Below are 22,874 nucleotides of genomic sequence, written 5' to 3' on the forward strand. Positions count from 1 at the left end.
ATGAGGCTTTTGCAGATCCGCAACCTGACTGTTGAATTCGCCACGGCCTCGGGCAAGTTCCGCGCCGTGGACGGTGTCGATCTGTCGGTCGACAGGGGCGAGCTGATGGCCATCGTCGGCGAAAGCGGCTCGGGCAAGTCGGTGTCGATGCTGGCGCTGATGGGGTTGTTGCCCTGGACCGCGACGATCACCGCTGACGAGATGCGTTTTGAGGGGCTGGATCTGGCCGGTCTTTCGGCCCGCGATCGCCGCAAGATCATCGGCAAGGACATGGCAATGATCTTTCAGGAGCCGATGTCGTCGCTGAACCCCTGTTTCACGGTGGGATTCCAGATCAAAGAGGCCCTGCGCATCCATCTAGGTTTGAACCGCAAGGACCGCCACCAGCGCGCGATTGAGCTGTTTGACCAGGTCGGCATCCCGGCCCCGGAAAGCCGTCTGACCACCTTTCCACATCAGATGTCAGGGGGCATGAACCAGCGCGTCATGATCGCGATGGCCATCGCCTGCAAGCCCAAGCTGCTGATTGCGGACGAACCGACCACTGCGCTGGATGTCACCATTCAAGCGCAGATACTCGACCTGCTGGTTCGGTTGCGGGACGAGCACGATATGGGCCTTGTGCTGATCACTCATGATATGGGGGTGGTGGCCGAAACCGCCGAACGGGTTCAGGTGCAATATGCCGGACAAAAAGTCGAAGAGCAGCCCGTGCGTGATTTGTTCCGCACGCCGCGTCATCCCTATACATCGGCCCTGCTGAGCGCCTTGCCCGAGCGCGCGACCTCCAAGATCCTCCCGACGATTCCCGGCGTTGTGCCGGGTCAATTCGATCGCCCCGCAGGGTGCTTGTTCAGCCCCCGATGCCGGTTTGCTGATGCAACTTGCGCTGAAATACCGCCGACCCCCCATGCCGACGCCTTCGGCAAGGCGCGTTGTCACCACGTAGAAAAAATTGCGGCCGGAGAATTGGCATGACCGACCCCATCGTTCAGGCGAAAGATCTGACCCGGTTTTACACGGTGAAGGGCGGGTTGCTGTCCAAGTCAGCGACGGTAAAGGCCCTTTCTGGGGTGGATTTCGAACTGAAACCGGGAAAGACTCTGGCCATCGTCGGAGAGTCCGGCTGTGGCAAGTCAACATTGGCGCGATTGGTCACGATGATTGAAGAGCCGACGTCGGGCAGGCTGACGATTGATGGTGTCGACATTACCCCGTCGCGGTGGAGCAAGATGCGGGAAACGGTGCAAATCGTGTTCCAGGATCCGTATGGATCGCTGAATCCACGTCAACGCATCGGCCAGATCTTGCAGGAACCGCTGATCATCAATCGCCCGGACATGTCCGCCGCAGACCGCGAGACACAAGCGCGCGACATGATCGAGATGGTGGGATTGCGCCCCGAACATTATGATCGCTATCCACATATGTTCTCTGGCGGGCAGCGTCAGCGTATCGCCATTGCACGCGCGCTCATGTTGAATCCCAGGGTCCTGGTTCTGGATGAGCCGGTTTCGGCACTCGACCTCTCGATCCAGTCGCAGATCCTGAACCTGCTTGTGGATTTGCAGGAACGGCTTGACCTCGCCTATCTGTTTATTTCGCACGATCTTTCCGTGGTTCGACATTTTGCAGACGACGTGATCGTGATGTATCTGGGGCGCGCTGTTGAAAAGGCGCCCAAAGAACAGCTGTTCGCCGCGCCGCGCCACCCCTATTCCAAGGCGTTGCTGTCCACGACGCCCCGAGCCGACCCTATGGCCCGAAAAGAACGGATCAAGCTTGAGGGCGAACTGCCGTCGCCAATGAATATTCCAAAAGGTTGCGCCTTTGCGCAAAGATGTTGGCTGGCAACCGATCAGTGCAGGGCAACATTGCCTGAACTGGCCGGAGAAACGCATCAGGTCGCGTGTCTGTACCCCTTGTAATGCAAGTAGGTTTTTACGTTGGTGTGAGACGGTGGCAAACAGGGCGGCCTCAAGAAAAGCGACGTTGACTTCTTGTCGGAGAACCTCCGTGCCCAGGCGCTGGCAGGAACGGCGCGCCGGCGTGGGCGACCATGCCACATGTTTGTGTCGCTATCGTCGAGACCGCCATCTTCGAACCCGTACGTAAGACAGGACCGTCTATTTCCCCAAGTGCGGCCCGAGCGGCCATATCCCTTGGGCGGCTTGGGCCTGATGACTTCGATGCACGGACGCGCGTGACAAGAATACTCCGCCCCTCTTCCGGACGGGTCTTGCCCGGAGAAGGGAGGCATGTGCCAGACCGAATGCAGGGGCTACTCTGCCACTTCCGCCGAGGGTTCGTGTTTTTTGAATTGCTGATCGAACAGGTTGCGGAAGGCTCCGTTCTTTTTCATCAACTCGTCCAGATTGCCCTGTTCCACGATCGAGCCATCCTGAACCACGATAATCTTATCCGCTTCCAGAACAGTTGAAAGTCGGTGCGCAATGACGACGACGGTCACATCCTTTGTCAGGGTGTCCAGAGCCTTTTTGACAAGCGATTCCGATTCAGCGTCCAGCGCGCTTGTGGCCTCGTCCAAAAGCAGGATCTCGGAATTTCTCAGTATTGCGCGTGCGATCGCAATTCGCTGTTTCTGACCACCTGACAGGAAGGTTCCGTTTTCGCCGACTTGCGTTTCGTACCCTTCCGGCAGGTCCATGATGAACTCGTGCGCATGTGCGGCTTTGGCCGCGGCAATGACCTCTTCCTCGGTTGCGTCAGGGGCCGAGCAGCGCAGATTGTCCATGATCGACGTCGAAAACAGAAACGTATCCTGACCGACATAAGAGATTTTTTTTCGCAGGGACGCAAAGCTGACCTCGCGCAGATCCTGGCCATCAATCTCGACGCTGCCCTCATCGGGATCGTAGAACCGCATGATCAGCCCGAATATCGTAGATTTGCCACCGCCGGACTGACCGACGAGCGCGGTGGTCTTGCCGGCCTCGAACGTGACGTTCATGTCTTCGATCACAGGTACGGCACCTTGATAGCCGAAAGTCACATCGCGCAACGTTATCTGGCCGGGGCCTTCGATCAGGTCATGGGCTTCGGGGCTTTCCACCATCGTGTCGTCCTGATCCAGCAGGCCGAACAACATGCTGATACCAACCATGCAGGTTTCGATCTGAACGCGCATTTTCGACAGCCGCTTGGCAGGTTCATAGGCCATCAGCAACGCCGTGATAAAGGACATCAACTGGCCAGCGCTGGGTTGTTCCGTACCTGCGATTCCCATCGTGCTGACCACTAGTACACCCGCCACGGCGAGGCCGGCCAGAAACTCCATAAGAGGGCTGGCAATGGACTGCAACTTGGCGATATCGTTCGACCGCTGTTCAACTTTCCGGATGGCGGTGTCCATGCGGTTGATCATCCGGTCTTCGAGCGAGAAGACCTTGATGACCTTGATCCCTGCCGAGGTCTCTTGCAGCACCCGAATGATTTCCGCCAGTGACTTGAATTCGGCCTGCATGATCGTTCGTACGCTCTTCAGCAGATAGCGAACACCCAACAGGGCAATCGGACCCACGACAAAGAACAAGACGGACAGAACGGGCTGCTGATACACCATCACAGCAACCAGCCCGACCAGAGTCAGAGCGTCGCGGACGAACCCGGTGACCAGCACATCGATCAGGTTTCTGGCTGCCTGCGCGCCATGGGTGGTGCGCATCAGAAGGTCCGACGATTCATTGGTCGAAAAGAACGCGACCCCATGTTTGAGCAGTTTGCGGTAAACCTTGTCCTGCTGTTCCGCCACGATCCGATTGCCTGCGCGGGCAAGGTAAATAGCCTGAATATAGGATGCGACCGCTTTGACCAGAAACAGGAGGACAACGCCCAACGCAATTACATGTGCCCAACCCTGCAAGTCGGGGCTGGTCATGGCATCGACAATGTATTCCATCATATATGCGGAGCCGGCCGTGGTGACCGCCACGGCAATCATTGCCAGAACCGCAATACCATACAGCTTGCCTTGCGCGTAAAAGCTTTCACCTACAAGGCGGCCCATATAGCCTGATCGCCACTTGTTCCAGGCGCGCTTTATCATTGCGTTCTCCAAATCGTGAAACTGTGCGCACGCTCAGTTAACCTATATTTTGTCGGGCCTAAAGGACAGATGCCAAGCTGCGGCAGAGCGGCCCATCCCGACTGTCTGAGCTGTACGCCCGCTAAATAATGGCTGGTTGACGATCGGACAAGAGTTGGAAAGCGCAAGGACAACCGGGATTTGCCTCTTTGTACGGGCGCAGGCAGGGTTGGTGGCGTGACAGGATTCGCAAAAAAACGCCGTAAAACACGGGCTTTTTTGCCACAAACGAGTCGTATGTCCGGCATGAACCCGCTAACAAAGGGCTGTATTTCCGGACATTGAACACGTGTTGATCCGAAAACCAGACAGGGAACGGGCACAAGTATCGTATCCGATCCTGTCCGGGGCCGGTTGTTGGAAATCGAAATTCAGCGCTGCGGCCAGGTCTCTCGGGCGTTGCCTTCACCCCTCTTCTTGCAAATATGCAAGAAGGTTAACAATATCTTCGTTCTTTTTCAGGCCGCGAAACTGCATTCGATTGCCCTGAAGATACCGTTTGGGATCTGTCAGGAACGCGCTCAGGGTCTCATGCGTCCAAACGATGTCGGAACTTTCCAGCGCTGTCGAATACTTGAATCCCTCTGCCTGTCCGGCCTTTGTGCCGATAATACCGTGCAGGGACGGGCCAACACCATGGCTGCCTTCTTTCAATTTGTGGCAGGCACTGCATTTGCGAAACACCTTTTTGCCCGCCGTCGCGTCCCCCTGAACATCTGCGGCAGCAACATCCTCTGTGGCTTCCGATGCCGTCGAGGCCTGCTCTTCATCCGTGTTAAAGATCAGCCGGGCCGTAATAGGTACCGTTCGGGTGATGCCGGGCAGGCTTGCCAATTCCATAAGCTTGTCCACGCCGGCGTTCACACCGGCGTCTTCCGTGCTGAGAAACACCATGTCGTTTGTCGAAACAAGCACTGACGTCTCGGACAAGCGTGCGACGAACATTTCCGCGTCAAATTCAACTTCCCTGCCGGCCAGCGAAAGCACGGAAGCAGCTTCCAGAGTGGTGGTTTCACCCACGGCCAGCCCTGAAACCTTCGCCATGTCGAATTCGGCCGTCAGGCGCGCAGTGGGTGCTTGGCGGAATACAAATTCGATCATTCGTTCGTTGCGAATATCTATGTTGGTCTCGACCGAGGACAGGTCGATTTCGATTTCGGCTATGCCCTCCTGTGTCACGTGTCCGCTCAGGCCGGTGAAACTGTTGACCTCGCCCACCGCGTTTTTCTTGATCGTTCCATATGCCAGATGCGAGTGGTCGGACTCCAGTGTCCAATCTGCTGCCCAAATGGGTGTTGCAACAATTGCCGACGCAAACGTGACTGCCTTCAACAGAAGTTTCATTTCTTTCCTCCGCGGTTTATGTCAGTTTTGGCCCTGCGGGCCGGGTCCGTTTCTGACAAACACACACAGGTCGCGTTTTATTCGATGAGTGCCGAGATGACTTCCGAACAGGCCGTTCGTGACGCCGTACAGATGCACTCAAGACGCGTCTGGCGGTTTGCTCTGGCGTTGTCGGGGGCATCAGATGTGGCGGACGATCTGGTGCAGGCCACTTGCCTGCGTGCGCTTGAGCGGCATCATCAGGTAACATCGCATGATCGTCTGGACAGTTGGCTGATGACGATCTGCCGGTCAATCTGGTTGAACGAAGTGCGGTCTCGTTCCGTCCGGCGGGCACAGGCGCTGTCCGTGACCCCGGAAGCGGAACTGGTCGCAACTTTGCCGGATTCAGAAACGAATATTTTTGCGGCTGAAGTGTTTACTCAAGTGATGCAGCTGCCAGAAGCGCAGCGGGAAACGGTCATGCTTGTGTTCGTCGAAGGGTACAGCTATCGCGAAACCGCTGCATTGCTGGACGTTCCCATCGGCACAATCATGAGCCGGCTATCGAATGCCCGGCGGAAACTGAAAACCGTGATGCAGTTTGAGGCGGCAGACACCGCGCGACGGAGTGGCAAATGACGTTTTCCGACGAGACGCTGTTGGCGTATCTGGAAGGCACGCTGGATGAGGCTCAGAGCCGCGCCATCGAGGCCGCGGTTGAGGATGATGTCGAGCTTGAACGCCGCTTGATGGCGCTGGATCCGTTTGCGCCTGTCGTTGGGCAGGTCTTTGAGAAACTGCCCACCGCGGCGCCGAAGGTCGATTTGCCGGAACCCGTGGCGCAAAACACCAATGCTGGGTTTCTGCGCCTTCTGGTCGTGGCCGCGGGCGTCGGGGTTGCAGCCGTCGCCCTGACATTCTGGGCGACGCGTCCGGCGGAACCGGGCTGGGCGCAGCATGCGGCAATCTATCAGTCGCTTTATGTGCCCGAGACGATTGTCTCGCTGGACAGTTCCGAGGCATCGCTGGACAAGCAGTTCGCGATGGCCGAGGCAGCACTTGGCAGGTCTCTGAACCGTGAAGCGCTGGACTCCCTGCCTGGGCTGGAGTTGAAGCGAGCACAGGTTCTTTCGTTCAAGGGAAAGCCCTTGGTTCAGGTCGTTTTCGCTGATGAGCAGGATCAACCTTTTGCCTTCTGTGTTATCCGTCAGGGGCCGAACGCCCCGAAGGCAGAGGTCAAACAGGCCATTCTGAGCGGTTTGGCAACAGCGACCTGGGCGCAGGATGGCTATGGTTACATGCTGCTGGGCAGCTCTCCGCAGACCGATTTGAGCAGCGAACTGGATGTTCTGACCCGAACCTTTGCGGGCTGACGGAATACCCCTTGTGAACCAACGGGAATGCCCGAAGAATGCGGGGTATGACGTCGAAGAAACCCTTGCCCGTTCCTGAAGACGAGGCCGAAGATCTTGGCCCCGCCAGCATCTATGACGGCGATCCGTCCGAAGAGGACGACCTGTGGTTCTTGCCGCCGGATGAAGTCGAGGAAGACGAGGGATTCTTTTTGCCCGGGCCGCGACGCGAACAGCGCCTGCTGTTCGATCCGCGTGATTGGCGGGCAGCGCAGTCCGACCTTTCTGCGGAACTTGCAGATCTGGCCCTGACTTTTGGCGCGCTGGATGAACGGTTGCGAGCGGGCCCCGAAGGCTGGACGCATCGCTTGGCATTGATGGAGACGTCCGATCTGGGGTGGTGGACCGGAGACCGGATCAGCGTGGATCGATTGGCCTTGTGGACCGGTTTGCGGATCGGCGCGACTCATGATGACGTGCAGGCCCTGTTCCGGGCCGGATGGGCTGTACGACGCCTGAGTTCGGGCGCGCCGCCTGCTGCCGGCGGTTGGGAACGGGGGCTGACCGCGTTTCTTGACCGACTGGCTCAGGGGGCCGACGCGACCCCGGAATCCATCATTGATCTGGCCGAGGTCATGCAAAACGCCGAAGGGCTGCATCCTGTGACGCAGTCGGCAATTGCGTTTCACGCGTGGCGGGCGGTGTCACAAGGCATCGGACAAGACACGGAAGCAGCCGTCATAGCCGCGCGGCATGCGGCCTCCATGGGGCGTGGCGGTGCGCAGTTTATGCCCTTGGCCTTGTCCGGGCCGCGTGCGCTGCGCGGCTCGGGGGATCCGGCGGAAAAACTGAGCGCATGGATCGGCGGCGCAGGGCAGGCTGCCCTTGCGGCGTTGCTGCATCTGGATCGGATCAGCGCGTGGGAGGCGAAAGCCAAAGACGTCACGCAGGATCTGAGCGGCCGCACTCCACCGCGGCTGATCAATGCATTGACGGCCTGGCCCATGGTATCCGCACCTTTGGCCGAAGACCTGACCAAGGCTTCCCGCGCGGCGGTACAGCGCAATTTCGACCTGTTCGCGCAGCGGGGTCTGGTTCGCGAGGTCACCGGGCAGGGGCGTTACCGCGTCTGGACGGCGGCGCTGTAATCCATCAGCCAATCGCGAAACGTACGCGCTGCCGGGCGCAGCGCCGTGCGGGAGGGATAGACCAGATGATAAGCTTCCTGCCCCGGGCAGGAGATGTCCGGCAGACAAGGGACCAAGCCCGACAGTTTCATAATGCGATCTGACGCGGGCGCGCGTGCCAAGGCAATGCCGCATCCGCTGGCGCAGAGCTCGGCCGCCATCACCGAATTGTCGGCAAAAAAATACTGTGCCTGGCCTGCTGGCAGCCGCTGGTGTTCGAACCAATGCGGCCAGCTTGCCCGATGGGTCGAAACTTCGATCAAGGTGAAGTCGAACAAGTCCTTTGCCGTCTCGATCCGGGCAGCAACCTCGGGTGGGGCGATGGGATACAGATGTTCGCGCATCAACTCGTCACTTTCCGAGCCGAACAGCGCGGGGTTTCCGAACACGATCTGAAGGTCAGTGAACCGATTGGCAAAATCCGACATGACATTGCCGGTCGAAAGCGAAAGGTTGATCTGAGGATGCGCCGCCTGAAAATCGGGAACACCCCCGGCCAGAATGCCATGTGCAAACAGCAGCACCGACTGCACGTAAAGCCTTTGCTCGCGGGTTTCACCGAACAGACCGGCGGTTGCCGTTTCCAACATGAGCAAGGATTGCTGTACCGACGGCAGATAGGCGCGCCCGGTCTCGGTCAAAGCGACCGCATGCGCGTGACGGTGAAACAAGGGTGTGCCCAGTCTTGTCTCCAGCGCCTTGACCTGCTGGCTGACGGCGGCAGGCGTCATGTTCAACTGGGTCGCGGCGCGGGCAAAGCTTTCGGTTCGGGCCGCAGCCTCGAATACGCGCAGCCAGTTGAGGGAAGGGACGCGGGCGTTCATTCCGACAGGCTAAGCAGAACTTAGCCTCACCGGCAAGACAATTAGGTCTGAGCTTTTGATCCCCCGCCTTAGGCTTGTAATCAGTGAACAGATGAAATGAGCCTTCTATGTCAGACCCCGCCCTGCTGCCACGAGCCAAGCGCAAGATCTGGAATTACACGCCTCAATTGCCGATTCAGACCGCGCCCTATTGGGATTGGCCGATGAAACCTCTGGCCGCGTTGAAATACCTGCTGCAAAGCTGGAATCCGCTTGCATTGCGGGCGCTGCTGCTGGTCTTTGCGGTCATCAGCTGGACCTATCTGACGCCTTCTTTGAGCAGGATCGAGACCTTCGGCTGGAATTGGGTTGCGGAAATCTGGTTCCGCAATTTCTGTATCCTGATGGTGGTCGCAGGCGGTTTGCATCTGGCCCTTTGGAAGTTCCGCACGCAGCAGGACGAATACCGCTATGACATGCGCCCGATGATGAAGGGCGCCAAGGTGTTCACATTCAAAAATCAGGTCTGGGACAACATGTTCTGGACCTTGGGCCCGGCATTGACGTTCTGGACGTTCTGGGAATGTCTGATCCTGTATTCCTATGCCAATGGCTGGATCACGATGATCACGTTAGACGGCAACCCGATCTGGTTCATCGCCATGACCGTCTTCGTGCCGATCTGGGCCGGGTTCCATTTCTACTGGCTGCACAGGCTGCTGCATGTGGGTGTGCTTTATACAAAAGTCCACGCTTGGCATCACCGCAACATCAATACCGGCCCTTGGTCGGGGCTTTCGATGCATCCGGTCGAAAGTTTCTTTCTGATGTTCGATACGATGATCTTCTTCCTGCTGCCGTCTCATCCGATCCACGCCATTTTCCTGCTGTTCCATCACGGCATCGGCGCTCCGACCTCTCATGCCGGGTTCGAGCATGTGAAGTTCGGCAACAAGGCCAAGTTCCAGGTCGGGGATTTCTTTCACCAGCTGCATCACCGGTTTTTTGACTGCAATTACGGCACCTGGGAAACCCCTTGGGATGAATGGTTCAACACATTCCACGACGGCACCGATGAAGGCAATGACATGGTCAAGGAACGCCGCCGCAAGATCTGGGCCACCGAATAGCCCGTGAAGGCAGATCCCTGCCGGACCCAAGCGGGTCCGGTGGGCGCGTTTGATCCAACAGGCGGTGTGCGTTCAGCGTCCAACGCCGACATAGGTTTCAAAGCCGGATTTCAGCGCCTGTGACTTTGAATAGATATTGCGCAGATCCACCATTCGGGCAGAGTTCATGGAACCGGCCAGCTGGGTCAGGTTCAACGCGCGGAACTCGTTCCACTCTGTCAGCAACACCACAACGTCAGCCCCTTGAACCGCTGCATAGGGATCGTCGCACCATTCGACTCCGGGCAATAATGCATCGCCTTCCGCTTTGCCCTGCGGATCGACGACGCGCACTTTGGCCCCTCCGCCGATCAAAGCGGGAATAATGGACAGTGATGGCGCGTCGCGCATGTCATCCGTGTTGGGTTTGAAAGTGACACCCAGAACCGCCACCGTCTTGCCGTTAAGGCGGTCGTCGCAGGCGTCGCGGATTTTTTCGATCATCCGCTTCTTGACCTCGTCATTCACCCGAATGACGGTTTCCGTGATCTGCATCGGATATGCATGATTCTGCCCGATCCGCGCCAGCGCGGCGGTATCCTTCGGAAAACAGGACCCACCATAGCCCGGCCCCGCGTGCAGGAATTTGTTGCCAATTCGTCCGTCCAGACCGATGCCGCGGGAAACTTCCTTGACATCCGCACCGACCTTTTCACACAAGCCTGCGATTTCATTGATGAAAGTGATCTTGGTCGCCAGAAACGCGTTGGCGGCGTATTTGATCATCTCGGCGCTTTCCAGATCGGTGGTCAGGATCGGGAAGTCACGCAGATAAAGCGGTCGGTAAATCTCGGCCATCACTTCGGCGGCGCGATCGTTTTCCACACCCACCACGACGCGATCGGGGCGCATGAAGTCATCGATTGCGGCGCCTTCGCGCAGAAATTCAGGGTTCGAGGCCACGTCGAATTCGGCTGCGGGGTTGGCGGCCGCAACGACCTCCTGAACTTTTCTGTTTGTTCCCACCGGCACGGTCGATTTGGTGACAATGACCGTGTATCCGGTAACCGCTTGGGCGATTTCTTCTGCCGCCGCCATCACATAGGTCAAATCCGCGTGGCCGTCTCCTCGTCGGGTCGGAGTTCCGACCGCGATGAAAACCGCATCGGCGCCATCAACTGCTGTTTTCAGATCGGTTGAAAAACTCAGGCGACCGGCAGCAACGTTTTTTGCCATCAGCACATCCAGGCCCGGTTCATAGATCGGCACTTCTCCGGCCTTGAGCATGTCGATCTTTTGCTCAGCCTTGTCGACGCAAATCACGTCATGACCAAAGTCCGAAAAGCATACACCGGACACTAAGCCAACATAACCGGTGCCGATCATTGCAATACGCATCCAAAAATCCTTCTTACCAATTACCACGGACGGCGTGGGCACAATCAAAGAAACTGACGCCGGTTTCAATGGCCGTCAGCAGTTGTGTGGTGCATCCCATAGATTCTTGCGGATATTGAGGCAATAAGAACGCAGACGGTGCAAAGCCCTTCGAAACCGCGACCATGTCCGTTTTGTTCAGCGGAGCCGGGGATCAGGAAGACCGGTTGGTGTTGAAATTCGGTTGAACAGAGGGTGTTGTTGATGGCTGGAATAGCTCCTGCCTTAAGTATTGATCAGGCGCGGGGGTGATCGCGCGTTCTCGCCACCAACAAGACGGCGTAAGGGATAAAAGGGGCCGCGTGACATGGCCCGGCAAATGACAGGTCGATCAGCTGTCCATTTCAGCGGCGGCTTGCAACAGCCAATTCTGAAACAGCCGGACCGGTGGCGAAACGGGTTTTTCCTTGAGACGCATGAAATAGGTCCAGGGGCTGTTCAGATCAAACCGGAAAGGCTCGATCAGCAGCCCCCGCTCGACATAGGACCGGGCCAGCGACCGGGGCAGGGCGACGCATCCCAGTGACTTGGCGGCCATTTCCATCGCCAGATTCGAGACATTTGTCCGCAACCCGCCCTTCTGGCTCAGATCGGACAATCCGAAATGCCGCGCCGCGTGCTCCCAATAGGAGGGGCGGCCCAGGATATGGATCAGCGGTGCATTCTGCAATTGCTTGGGGTCGGTCAGCGGCTCGCCATCGACCAGAAAGTCGGGCGCACAGACCAAGGCCAGTTTTTCGACCCACAAACGATGGGCGTCGGGCAACACATCGTCGACATGATTGATCGTCAGCGAGATGTCCGAAACATTTGGTTCGACATCAGCCCAGACAGTGCCGTGAACCGTCAGATCAATATCGGGATGCACCGCGTTGAAACCACGGATCACATCCGGCAACCAGTTCTCGGCCAGACTGACCGGGCAAGATACCACCACTTTGCGGGTATGCGACCGCACGATGACCGATTGCGTGGCAGCGTTGATTTCCTGGAGGGCATGGCGCACTGACGGCAGATAGGCCTCACCCACATCCGTCAGCGACAGCGACCGGGGATGGCGCACGAATAGGGGGCGCTGCAAAAACTCTTCCAACGAGCGGACATGATTGCTGACGGCAGATTGGGTGCAGTTCAACTCTTCGGCTGCAGCGGTAAAGCTCAGGTGCCGTGCCGCTGCTTCGAACGAACGCAGAAAGGTCAGGTGTGGAAGATTCATCATGACGGATGTTTCTCAGGCAAGGCACGTTGCAAAGAACTAATAAGCCCAGGGCTTGCTGTCTTGCCCATGAGCGACTCACACGTATGGTTCTGCCTCGAAACGCGATCTGGTCCTAGTCACAAATAATCCGGGGCCATTGCCCCATGATTGTTTTCGTGCCGCTATGCGCAAATTCACATAGGCTTTTTCTTGTATCCGGAACCCGAAAGAAAAACCTCGACTGGACACCGTGACAGATACCTTTCAGACCGTTGCAGATTTTGCGCTGAATCGTGCCGCGCAGGATTTTCCCGACACCGCGCGCAAGGCAGCGGCGTTGATGCTGCTGGATACGCTGGGGATCACCATAGGATCGGGGCCGATGCAGGCCGGGCAGATTGCGCGCGAGAGTGCGGTAGCGCTGTTTGGCGCGGGCGATCCGGGGCTGAGCGCGCGCATGCTTTTCGACGGTCGTCGCGTCAGCGTCGCGGGTGCGGCCTATGCAGCGGCCACACAGACCGACAATTTGGACGGACATGATGGATACAATCCGACCAAAGGCCACATCGGGGTTGTCGTCGTTCCCGCACTGGCGGCACTGGCTGAAACCGTTCAAGATTTTTCAGGCCTCGAAGCGCTGGCGGCGGTGATCGTTGGATACGAGGTCGCAGGACGCGCGGGCATTTCTTTGCATGACACCGTCAGCGATTATCACACATCCGGAGCTTGGAACGCGATTGGCGTGGTGGCCGTGGCGGCGCGTTTGCGCGGTTTGAAGGCCGAACAGATGCGGCAGGCCATGGGGATCGCCGAATACCATGGCCCGCGCAGCCAGATGATGCGCGAGATCGCCAATCCCACCATGCTGCATGACGGTTCGGGCTGGGGCGCTTTGGTTGGCATTTCTTCAGCGGTATTGGCCGAGAAAGGCTTTACCGGGGCACCGGCCATCACCATCGAAGCGGCAGACGTTGCCCCCCATTGGCAAGATCTGGGCGATTTCTGGCAAATGGAGCATCAATATGTCAAACCCTACCCGATCTGCCGTTGGGCCCACGCCGCAATTGATGCCACCCGTGCACTCATGCGTGAAAACGACCTGACTCACCGGGATGTTGCCGCGATTCATGTAAACACGTTTCGGGAAAGCGCCTGCCTTTTCAGGGGCATGCCGGATGATACGTCCAAGGCGCAGTATTCGCTGCCATTTGCCGTCGCGACAATGGTTGCGCATGGCCGGATCGGGGTCGAGAACATCACCGGCGCGGGCCTGGCCGACTCGCTGGTCGCCTCGATCGTCGAGCGTATCTCGGTTGCAGAGGCCGCACGCCATTCTGACCGTTTCCCCGAAAGCCGGTTCGCCGATGTCAGCATCACCCTGACCGACGGGCGGATACTCGAGTCGGGCGACGTACATGCACGCGGCGGACCCGAGGCACCAATGGATGAGACAGAAGTGATCGACAAATTCATGGAATTTGCGACACCATCACTGGGTGCATCCCGTGCTGCCGCAATTCGTGACGCGGTTCTGGGGCTGGGCGCGCCAGGTTCGAAGTTCTCAGACCTTGGCGCGTTGATCTACGCCCCCGCCGACCAGACGTAAAATCTGCCGAAGCTGCCGTATATACGCATTCCGACCGGCACATCCGCACCCTTGATCCTGATGACGGCGCGGCGACGGTCTTGCCGCCTGCTGAAAAGGTTGATTTGGAGCTGGGAACAAGTCTGGGTGATCCAAGACCGGTTCGAGGTGAGTTTGCTCCCTTACACTGTCGCCCTGCGCCCTGATCCGGTCAGAGCAGGTCGAACAATCGCCCCGGCAGCGCGTCGTGACGCGGTAGGTTCAGAGCCCGCATAAGGCAGAACATCATCGCCTGATTTGAGGTGACGACCGGCTTGCCCAGCGTTGCTTCAATTCGGTCGATCGCCTCGACCGAACGCATGTCGGTGCAGCTGAGAATTATGGCCTGTGCCTGCGGGTGATCGGCCTGACAGGCCAGTTCATAAACCTCGTCCGGGGTCAGCTCTCCCTGACCGTAATTGCCCAGCTTTCGGCCAACATCGGTGCATCGAACGGTCTCGATTCCGTTCTGGGCCATGACATCCATCGCCTGAACGTTTATTTCGCCCAGATAGGGCGAGGAAAAGCCGACCTTTGTGGCCCCCAGTGCCTTGATTGCGGCGATTAATGATCCGGCCGCGGTCAGCGACAGCGCACCGGATTCCGATTTGATCTGTTGCGCCAGCTCAGCGTCGAAAGACGGCCCATGGGTCAGGGTGGCCGAGGTGCAGCCGTACAGCACCACATCGGGCCGCACGCCCGAGATCATCCGCAGATCGTGGCTGATATCCGAAGCACCCAAACCTGCCATTTGATCCGAGCCGGGAATTTCATCCACGTCATAGCCGCCCATGCGCTGGAAATGGATGGTGGTGTTTGGCGGTCGCAGCATCTCCATATCCGGTTCCAGATTGGTGTTGGTGAAGGGCACCAGAACACCGATCTTGGCGGTTGTGCGGGTCTCGGTCATGTCAGCGCTCCTTTCAAGATGTCGCAGGCCTTGTCCATCACCTGGGGCGCACAGATCGTGGCGCGCAAACAGTCCGACAAACCATAGCCGCCCATGCCGCGCATCATCAGGCCCTCCGCCCGCAGGGCCGTGTCGGCGCGCTGTGCCTGCGCGGTCGAGGCAAAGCGGATCAGCACGAAATTGGTGTGGCTTTCCGGCACGCTCAGGCCCAGTTCGCGGCATTCCTGCGCAAACCGGTCCCGAATCTCGGCTGTCCGTGCGACCACGTTGCGCATATGGGCCTGATCGCGCATCGCCGCCGCGGCCACTGCCTGCGAGGCAATCGAGATATTGTTGGGATTCAAAAGCTTGCGGACCTCACCCGAGATTTCGCTTGGGAAATAGCCCCAGCCGGCTCGCGCCCCCGCCAGCCCGTAGGCCTTGGAACATGTACGCGTGATCACGGTGTCGCCCCGATCCACCAGCGCAAAGATCTGCGCAGGATCGTTCGTGGCATCGGCAAATTCCGCATAGGCTTGATCCACCACCAGCAGTGTATCGCCAGGCAGATCCGATCGCAGACGGACAATTTCGTCATTCGGGATCAGCGTGCCGGTGGGGTTGCCCGGATTGCAGACGAACACGATGCGGGTGGCAGGTGTGACAGCGGCCAGAAGCGCGTCCACCGATACGGTCAAATCGACCTCGGGCGCTGCCACATATTCGGCCTGTGCCTGAGCTGTCGCCGAGGCGACAAAGGCATAGCCATATTGTGTGCCCAGCACCTGATCGCCCGGCCCGGCAAAGGCGCGGATCAGACAGCCAATCAGTTCCATCGAGCCCGCCCCACATAAAATGCGCGCGGGGACGAGCCCGTGCACCTCGGCAATGGCCGAGCGCATTTCGGCCCATTCCGGATCGGGATAAAGGGCCAGATCCGCCAGCGCTGCCTGCCCGGCCGCAACGGCGGCGGGGCTTGCGGGAAAGGCGCTTTCGTTCTGCGCCAGTGAAACCGTGTCTGCGCCGTTCGGATCAGCCAGCGCATAAGCGGCCATGGCGCCAATGTAAGGAACCGGTCGGATCATGCGTCACCCGCGTAAATCCTGGCGCCTTGCGCAGTTACCAACCCGCGTTTGATGTCCAGCGCCAGCGCATCCGGGTCGCGTTCGGCAGGGTCGCCAAATCCACCGCCGCCCGGTGTATCGAAGATCAGATAATCACCGTGTTCCACCCGCAACTCTCCTTTGCCCGGAATATCGTTTGCGCCGTCCCTGAAACGGATGCGACCGGGCGCGCCGGGTCTGCCGCCCATACGGCCAAGCGCCGGGTATTTCAGCCGTTCGACCGAAAGGAAAACGATAAAGGGAGCACCGTTGGACGAGGTCATCTCGATCCGCTGCCCCAGCCCGCCGCGATACTTGCCTGGGCCGCCGGAATCTGGGCGCAGTTCGCGCCGCCAGATCGTCACGGGTGCGACGCTTTCGGTGATCTCGACCTGACTGCCGAACACCCCGGACGGATAGGCCGTGGCCGACAGTCCATCGGCATGAGGTCGCGCGCCGGTTCCGCCATTGTGTACGGGTTCCACCGCGAATTCGCGACCGCCGTCACGGGCCACTTCGGGCGCGTGGCGCATGGGCAGGTCGAACATGCAACTTGCACCTTCGGCCGGGACCGCATCGGGCAGGGCCTGATGCAGGCAGCCCAGAACCAGATCGGGCGTGACCTGACCCAAGGTATGCCGCATCGCAACCGGCACCGGGCGCTGCGCGTTCAGGATGCAGCCCTTTGGCCCGTCAATGGTAAACGGCTCCAGCGATCCCGCATTGTTGGGAATGTCCGCGCCGACAATGCAGCGCAAGGCAAACACCGTATAGGCGGTGGCATAGTTCAGCGGCACGTTGATGCCCTTGCGCGAACAGCCCGAAGTGCCCGAGAAATCCACATGCATGCCGTCCTTCCTTACGGTCAGGGTGGCGTGCAGTTCCAGCTCATTCTCATAGCCGTCCATCTTCAGAACATTCTTGTAGACACCTTCGGGCACGTCGGCGATGGCCTCCAGCGTGCCGCGGCGCGACGTGTCGATGATGTACGAGCCGAGCGTCCCTAGATCGTCGAGGCCAAATTCCTCCATCATCGACAGCAGCCTTGCAACCCCGGCTTCGCAGCAGGCGATCAGTGCATAGATGTCGCCATCGTTGGCGACGGGTTCGCGGCTGTTGGCGCGGATGATGTCCAGCAGCAAATCGTTGGGGGTGCCCTGCTCAACCAGCTTGCAGGGCGGGATCAGCAGGCCCTCGTCATAGATGTCGGAACCTTCGGGGCCCATGCCCAACCCACCCAGATCAACGAGATGCGACGTGCAGGAGGTAAAGCCCACCACCTTGCCATCCTTGAATGCGGGCATCATCAGCAGAAAATCGTTCAGGTGCCCCGAGGCAAGCCATGGGTCGTTCGTCATGTAGATGTCGCCCGGCTTCATGGACTGAACCGGGAAAGCCCGGCGCAGGTGCTGCACCGCCTCGGCCATGGTGTTGATGTGCCCCGGCGTGCCGGTCACGGCTTGCGCCAGCATCCGGCCATCGGCGTCAAATATCCCGGCAGAGATGTCGCCGCATTCGCGTACGATCGGGCTGAAGGCGGCGCGGATCAGGGTTTGACCCTGTTCTTCGACCACGGCCAGCAGACGATTCCACATCACCTGCAATCGGGCGGGCGAAAGATCGTGTGAAAGATCGGACGACATCATGCGCCTCCTTTCTGGTCCCGAACGAGGACGAGGTTTCCAATGGCATCCACATGGGCCGAGAAGTCGGCGGACACGAGCGTGGTTGTCTGCGGCTCGGTGATCAATGCGGGGCCGTGAAGGTGGTCGCCGGGCTTCAGATCCGCTCGGGCAACGAAGGCCGCTGGTTTCGACACTCCGTCCACGTCACAGGTGATCGGACGGGTTTCCGGCGCCGAGATTGTCTTCAACCGGGGCGTTTCAGGAACCGCCGGCACGACACTGTCACAGGTCGCGACACGTACCGCCCAATTGAGAATCTCGATCTGCATCCCCGGCACCGGGCGCGAGAATTGCTTGCGGTATTCCTGTTCGAATGCAGCGGTCAGCGGCACGATATCTTCGGCGGTCAGGGGGCGGTCGGGAAGGGTGATCTCGATCTCGTGCCCTTGTCCGTTGTAGCGCATGAAGGCAGTGCGCAGCGTCTGGGTCGGGACATCGCCGGCCCCTTGGAAGACGACCTCTCTAGCCTCGGAAATCATGGCTTCGAACAGCGTGTTGATCCCGTTCAGGTCCATGCTGCCCAGCGACGAATAGCGCGAGCGGACGATCTCGAAAGACACCGGAGCGAACAGGAAGCCGACGGCCGATCCGACACCGGGATCGGGCGGGATCACGATGCGGCTGACCCCGGCGGATCGCGCGACCCGGCTGGCGTGCAATGGCCCGTTTCCCCCAAACGCTATCATTGTTCGTGGGCCAAGGTCCTTGCCGGATTCCACCGCATGCATCCGACCCGCGCTGGCCATGCTTTCGTCGACGATACGGCTGACGCCATCGGCGGCGCCTACGGCATCCAGATCCAGCTTTGACCCGATCACCCGGCTCAGCGCCCGTTTCGAAGCTTCGGGATCAAGCTGAATATGCCCCTCGGCAAACGTGTCGGGTACGATATATCCCAGTGCAATATCACTGTCAGTCACCGTGGGTTCGGTTCCGCCGCGCATGAAGGCGACGGGGCCGGGCTCGGATCCGGCTGATTTTGGCCCTACGGTCAACCGTCCTAGCCGGTCAACCCCGGCAATCGAACCGCCTCCGGCGCCGATCTCGATCATTTCGATGACCGGTATTCGTACCGGCATTCCGGACCCTTTGATAAACCGTGCGGCGCGGGCAATCTCGAACTGGCGCGAGGTCTGGGGACGGGCGTTGTCGATCAGGCATAGTTTGGCGGTGGTACCGCCGACGTCAAAGGACAGAACCTGATCCAGACCGGCGCGGGCGGCGACGCGGGCAGCCAGAATGGCACCACCGGCAGGGCCGGATTCCACCAGCCGGATCGGAAACCGCGCGGCGGTTCGCATGGTGCACATTCCACCACCCGCTGTCATCATCAGGATCGGACAGGTGACGCCCTGGGCCTCGAATTGTCGGACAAACCGGGCCAGATACGTTGCCATCAGAGGCTGGATATAGGCGTTGGCGACGGTCGTGCACAGCCGGTCGAATTCGCGCGCTTCGGGGCTGACGTCCGACGAAATCGAGACGGTCAGATCGGGGCGCCTGTCCGCCAGCGTATCGCGCAGCCTGCGCTCGTGCTCGGGGTTTGCATATGCGTGCATCAGGCAGATGGCGATGGCTTCCGCTCCGCTGGCGTCGATGTCCTTCAACAACGCGTCGATGGCTGTGTCTTCCAGCGAAATCAACACCTTGCCATCCGCCGAAACGCGCTCGCGGAACGTCAGCGCGCGCTCACGCGGCACCAGCAGATCAGGTTTCTCCAGATTGATGTCATATTGCGAATAGCGCCGCTCGTAGGCGATTTCCAGAATGTCCCTGAACCCTTCGGTGGTCACGGTTGCCACGACCGCGCCGCGTTTTTCGATCAGCGCGTTGGTGGCCAGCGTGGTGCCGTGAATGAAACCGGTGACTTCGCTCAGACGGTGCCCTGTCTGTTGCATCACGCGCGTTGCGCCTTGCATGGCTCCGTCGGCGGGGTTGTGATGCGTGGTCAGGGTTTTGGTCGAGGCAAGTATCGTCTCTTCGCCAGAGACAAGAACCGTATCCGTGAACGTGCCGCCAATATCGATGGCCAGGCGCAGCGCTTGAGTTGTCATGAGGTTATCCGAAAAATCCGTAATCACAGCGTGATGCATATGGGCCAGAGGCCCTGAGATCAGGCTGGGATCACAAGGTCACAGCCGGTGGCACGGCGGTCCATGGGATTCGGAAAACAACTCTTCATACGTAGGTATTCTTGTTCACACCAGCATAGCGCAACAAGCCGGAAAGCGACAAAAATGCCTGCAAACGACAAAATTCGTCACGCCTGGCCGATTGCGGGGCTTGCAGTTGAGGGTCTTGACCCCTCGCACATCACCTGTGGTCGTCTATTTTGTGTGACCCAGCCGATGCAGATGTGTGGTTCGCAAGGGTGATCCTCTGCAAGACCCATTCGAACCACATGCCGTCACTCTGAGATAGGCGGGAGAAAGATCTGCAAGCGACCGCAGGGCAAACTCTGCCTCTTGAACGGCCACGATTGAACGGGAAGGGATGGTTTCTGGGGCAGCCATGCGACTGCCCCGTTGCCGATTAGGCCTGCTGAGCGGGTGAATCGTCATCGATGAGGTCGGGCTCGTCCGGCACGATGATGCGATGCTCAAGATCCTCTTTGGGGGCGAAAACCGGGTAGACGTACAGAAACGCACCGATGATCAGATAGCCGATGGTTATCCCGTCGAACTGAGGCATCTGTAGCGTGTAGGAATGGATGATGCCGATCGAAGACATCAGCCCACCTGCGACAGCAAACGCGCCGGCCATACGGAAGCGCCCGTCAATCACATCGGCCACGATGGCACCCCAGACCAGACCGGTGATGATCGCCCCCTGGCTCAGGGCAAGGTGCCCCTCGTAATGAGCCCCTTCCATCAGAAGGGCCGAGGTCAGATCAGGATCTCCCAAGGATGGCAGCCCTTCGACACCGCTGCTGCGCAGCGCGTTCATCAACGATCCCCATTTGACCATCAGGAAGGCCGAGATATGGGGCAGGATCGCGAAGGATACCGCAGCCATGTGCATCGGTTTCACAGCCCAGGCCGTGTTGGTGATCAGGCTGACTGATACAAAGACCAGTACCGGTGCGGCTGCGGCGATCGGGATCAGCCCCGCGAGGAAGGACAGGAACCCCAGAAAGGCGGCGGCGGCAATTACAACGGCCACACCGACTATATACCCCGCATGGGCATCCAGCCGTTTATAGGCCGGATGGCCGATGTAGACGGTTGTCGGGAATGGCGAACCAAACAGAGCACCCAGCATCGTGCCTGCGCCGTCCGTCACCTGGCAGAGCCCGACAGGGTAATGGTCGCCTGCCGCTTCGGCGGATTCCACGTTGTTCATCGTTTCGATGAAATTGTAGATCTGCACGGGGATCAGCACCAGGAACAGCTCAGGGTTGGCGAACAGGTATTGCACACCGGCGATCAGGTCACCGAAATACGGGATCGGCGGGTAGAACCCGATGCCGCTGACATCAATTTTGGACTCGCCAAGCAGAAGGGCGATCACGGTACCGGCAGCAATCGCGACAAGGCCGGCCGGAACATTGCCCGGCAGGCGGAAACGGCCGATCAAACCCCATAGGATGAACAGCAGCGACGTAAAGCCGATGATGGGGTTCTCGAACACTTCGGCCAGCGGCACAGAGCCGATGAAGACCAGGGCAATGCCGCACAGAGTCCCCAGCATCCCCGCACGTGGCGTGATCCGCTTGAGATACGGGCCAACCACGGCGCCCAGAGCCGCGACGATGCCGCCCATGAACCCGGCGCCGATGCCTACTTGCCAGGCTAGCATTGGATCATTTGTCGCCCAATAGATGGGTCCGATCACCCCGAACAGGTAGACGAACATAACCGGCGTCGAGATGCCGTAGGGCAACGCGGTTACGTCTTTGCCCTGCGCGTTTGCCGCCCATTTGGCGAGGTAAGTGTAGACAGCGACACCGGCCAAAATCGCGATGGCAGCGCCGGGAACGATGCGGCCAAAGACGATGTCCGCAGGCATTTGAAAAACGAATTGGCAGACCCCGGACAGGATCAGCAGGTTGACAAGGTTGTCGGTAAACAGCGCCCAGAAAGCGCTGAAATCGCTGCGGGTAAACAGCTTGTATTCATAGGTCCTCCCGTCCATGACGGTCTCCTCCTCTGATGTGACCGGTTTGGCCCGACAGGTGTCAGGCCGATCTCCCTTTCCGGTCGTGATGGTGGCCCCGCAGGGGTGCCTGGTTTGCCCCGGTCAGGGCGGTCGCGGCAGTTTCAGAGGTCAATTCAGCCATCACCTCGGCCGCCACGAAGGCGGCGATGACGCTGGGCCGCTTGTCGCGGCTACCGCTAGCCCCGATGGGGCATTTCAAATGTTCGATGGACTGTCCGTCACAGTGTTTCTGCGCCCAGTTCCTGAGCTTTATCCGCTTTGTGGCGGACCCGATCATCCCTACATAAGCGGCATCCTTTCGTTCCAGCGCGGCGGTCGTCAGCAGGAAATCCAGCCCGTGATCATGGGTCAGAACGACAAAGGCGCTGCCTGCGGGCGCGCGCCAGATTTCGGCTTCGGGAATCGCGCTGACCCGGGTTTCGACATTGGCTGTGCAAAGCTCGACCTCTTCGGGTCGGGTGTCGACGAGGATGCAGCGCACCGGCAGATGCTGAAACTGATTGGCCAAAGCGCGTCCCACGTGGCCCGCGCCCATGACATAGACGTGTGGCAAAGCCTCGTCGCGCTGGGTCGCGCGCTCTGTGGCGGCCCATTTGTCGGACGCACGCATGCGGGTCAGTTTCATCTCGACCCGCCCACCGCAGCACTGGCCGATTTCGGGGCCAAGCGGCACATCCAGATCCTGATGCAACACCCCGTCGCGCAGCATGTCGCGGGCGGCGTTGATGGCCATGAACTCCAATTGGCCACCACCGATGGTTCCCCACAGTGCCCTGGGTGCCACGAACATCTCGGTCCCTTCGTTGCGCGGCGACGACCCGCGCACGCGTGTCAGCGCAATGCAGATCACACTGTGCTGCGTGGACAGGAATTCGCTAAGGGAACCGGGGGCAGTCAT

General features: G+C 59.4%; 18 protein-coding genes. 7 read left to right on the plus strand and 11 right to left on the minus strand.

From position 1 onward, the window contains the following. Positions 1-978: an ABC transporter ATP-binding protein gene (locus tag ACR0I0_RS08435; protein ID WP_210093456.1), complete on the plus strand. Its 978-nt coding sequence runs from the start codon at positions 1-3 to the stop codon at positions 976-978. Beyond that, positions 975-1,928, plus strand: coding sequence for an ABC transporter ATP-binding protein (locus ACR0I0_RS08440; protein WP_480490955.1), 954 nt, complete (start codon positions 975-977; stop codon positions 1,926-1,928). Before ACR0I0_RS08435 ends, ACR0I0_RS08440 begins: the two co-directional genes overlap by 4 nt. A gap of 353 nt (positions 1,929-2,281) precedes the next feature. Here the strand turns inward: ACR0I0_RS08440 and ACR0I0_RS08445 are convergent, their stop codons facing one another. Both ACR0I0_RS08445 and ACR0I0_RS08450 read right to left on the minus strand, forming a co-directional pair. Continuing rightward, positions 2,282-4,066, minus strand: coding sequence for an ABC transporter ATP-binding protein (locus tag ACR0I0_RS08445; protein ID WP_171636480.1), 1,785 nt, complete (start codon positions 4,064-4,066; stop codon positions 2,282-2,284). 444 nt (positions 4,067-4,510) lie between these two features. Next, positions 4,511-5,449, minus strand: coding sequence for a c-type cytochrome (locus ACR0I0_RS08450; protein WP_480490957.1), 939 nt, complete (start codon positions 5,447-5,449; stop codon positions 4,511-4,513). Positions 5,450-5,545: 96 nt separating this feature from the next. On the opposite strand from ACR0I0_RS08450, the gene ACR0I0_RS08455 reads away from it, so the two are divergent. The 3 genes from ACR0I0_RS08455 to ACR0I0_RS08465 are packed head-to-tail and all read left to right on the plus strand — an operon-like array spanning position 5,546 to position 7,931. Beyond that, entirely contained in the window at positions 5,546-6,070 is a 525-nt protein-coding gene (locus ACR0I0_RS08455) for an RNA polymerase sigma factor (RefSeq protein WP_245218156.1), read from the plus strand. Next, positions 6,067-6,804 carry a hypothetical protein gene (locus ACR0I0_RS08460; protein WP_480490960.1) on the plus strand — a complete coding sequence of 246 codons (738 nt, stop codon included), beginning with the start codon at positions 6,067-6,069 and terminating at the stop codon, positions 6,802-6,804. The genes ACR0I0_RS08455 and ACR0I0_RS08460 overlap by 4 nt, the downstream gene beginning before the upstream one ends. A 38-nt stretch (positions 6,805-6,842) precedes the next feature. Beyond that, positions 6,843-7,931 (plus strand): helix-turn-helix domain-containing protein, encoded by a 1,089-nt coding sequence (locus ACR0I0_RS08465; RefSeq protein ID WP_480490961.1) that lies wholly within the window; start codon positions 6,843-6,845, stop codon positions 7,929-7,931. Here ACR0I0_RS08465 and ACR0I0_RS08470 read toward each other — a convergent pair. Further along, positions 7,904-8,794, minus strand: coding sequence for a LysR substrate-binding domain-containing protein (locus ACR0I0_RS08470; protein WP_171724601.1), 891 nt, complete (start codon positions 8,792-8,794; stop codon positions 7,904-7,906). The two genes, ACR0I0_RS08465 and ACR0I0_RS08470, sit on opposite strands and share 28 nt — an antisense overlap. Before the next feature lie 107 nt (positions 8,795-8,901). Between ACR0I0_RS08470 and ACR0I0_RS08475 the strand changes: the two genes are divergently transcribed. Beyond that, positions 8,902-9,903 (plus strand): sterol desaturase family protein, encoded by a 1,002-nt coding sequence (locus tag ACR0I0_RS08475; protein ID WP_171724600.1) that lies wholly within the window; start codon positions 8,902-8,904, stop codon positions 9,901-9,903. 72 nt (positions 9,904-9,975) lie between these two features. Here ACR0I0_RS08475 and ACR0I0_RS08480 read toward each other — a convergent pair whose 3' ends face one another. Continuing rightward, positions 9,976-11,280: a UDP-glucose dehydrogenase family protein gene (locus ACR0I0_RS08480; protein WP_171724599.1), complete on the minus strand. Its 1,305-nt coding sequence runs from the start codon at positions 11,278-11,280 to the stop codon at positions 9,976-9,978. 370 nt (positions 11,281-11,650) lie between these two features. After that, complete coding sequence (locus ACR0I0_RS08485) at positions 11,651-12,538, minus strand: LysR substrate-binding domain-containing protein (protein ID WP_480490963.1); 888 nt, start codon at positions 12,536-12,538, stop codon at positions 11,651-11,653. Between the two features lie 229 nt (positions 12,539-12,767). Between ACR0I0_RS08485 and ACR0I0_RS08490 the strand changes: the two genes are divergently transcribed. Then, positions 12,768-14,123 carry an MmgE/PrpD family protein gene (locus ACR0I0_RS08490; RefSeq protein ID WP_480490964.1) on the plus strand — a complete coding sequence of 452 codons (1,356 nt, stop codon included), beginning with the start codon at positions 12,768-12,770 and terminating at the stop codon, positions 14,121-14,123. Between the two features lie 190 nt (positions 14,124-14,313). On the opposite strand, the gene ACR0I0_RS08495 is transcribed toward ACR0I0_RS08490, so the two are convergent. The 6 genes from ACR0I0_RS08495 to xdhC all read right to left on the minus strand — a co-directional run bounded on the left by ACR0I0_RS08495 (position 14,314) and on the right by xdhC (position 22,874). Continuing rightward, the gene (locus ACR0I0_RS08495) at positions 14,314-15,051 is read right to left on the minus strand and encodes a maleate cis-trans isomerase family protein (protein WP_480490967.1); all 738 of its coding nucleotides are present in this window, start codon (positions 15,049-15,051) and stop codon (positions 14,314-14,316) included. Next, a complete protein-coding gene (locus tag ACR0I0_RS08500; RefSeq protein WP_480490969.1) occupies positions 15,048-16,115 on the minus strand; it encodes a pyridoxal phosphate-dependent aminotransferase in 1,068 nt (355 codons plus the stop codon). Before ACR0I0_RS08500 ends, ACR0I0_RS08495 begins: the two co-directional genes overlap by 4 nt. After that, on the minus strand, positions 16,112-17,776 hold the full coding sequence (locus tag ACR0I0_RS08505) for a hydantoinase B/oxoprolinase family protein (RefSeq protein WP_480490970.1): 1,665 nt from the start codon (positions 17,774-17,776) through the stop codon (positions 16,112-16,114). The genes ACR0I0_RS08500 and ACR0I0_RS08505 overlap by 4 nt, the downstream gene beginning before the upstream one ends. Further along, the gene (locus tag ACR0I0_RS08510; RefSeq protein WP_480490972.1) at positions 17,776-19,872 is read right to left on the minus strand and encodes a hydantoinase/oxoprolinase family protein; all 2,097 of its coding nucleotides are present in this window, start codon (positions 19,870-19,872) and stop codon (positions 17,776-17,778) included. The genes ACR0I0_RS08505 and ACR0I0_RS08510 overlap by 1 nt, the downstream gene beginning before the upstream one ends. 478 nt (positions 19,873-20,350) lie before the next feature. Beyond that, complete coding sequence (locus tag ACR0I0_RS08515) at positions 20,351-21,952, minus strand: xanthine/uracil/vitamin C permease (RefSeq protein WP_480490973.1); 1,602 nt, start codon at positions 21,950-21,952, stop codon at positions 20,351-20,353. Between the two features lie 43 nt (positions 21,953-21,995). Then, positions 21,996-22,874: a xanthine dehydrogenase accessory protein XdhC gene (xdhC, locus tag ACR0I0_RS08520; protein ID WP_171724592.1), complete on the minus strand. Its 879-nt coding sequence runs from the start codon at positions 22,872-22,874 to the stop codon at positions 21,996-21,998.

The organism is Ruegeria sp. AG6, assembly GCF_056541565.1.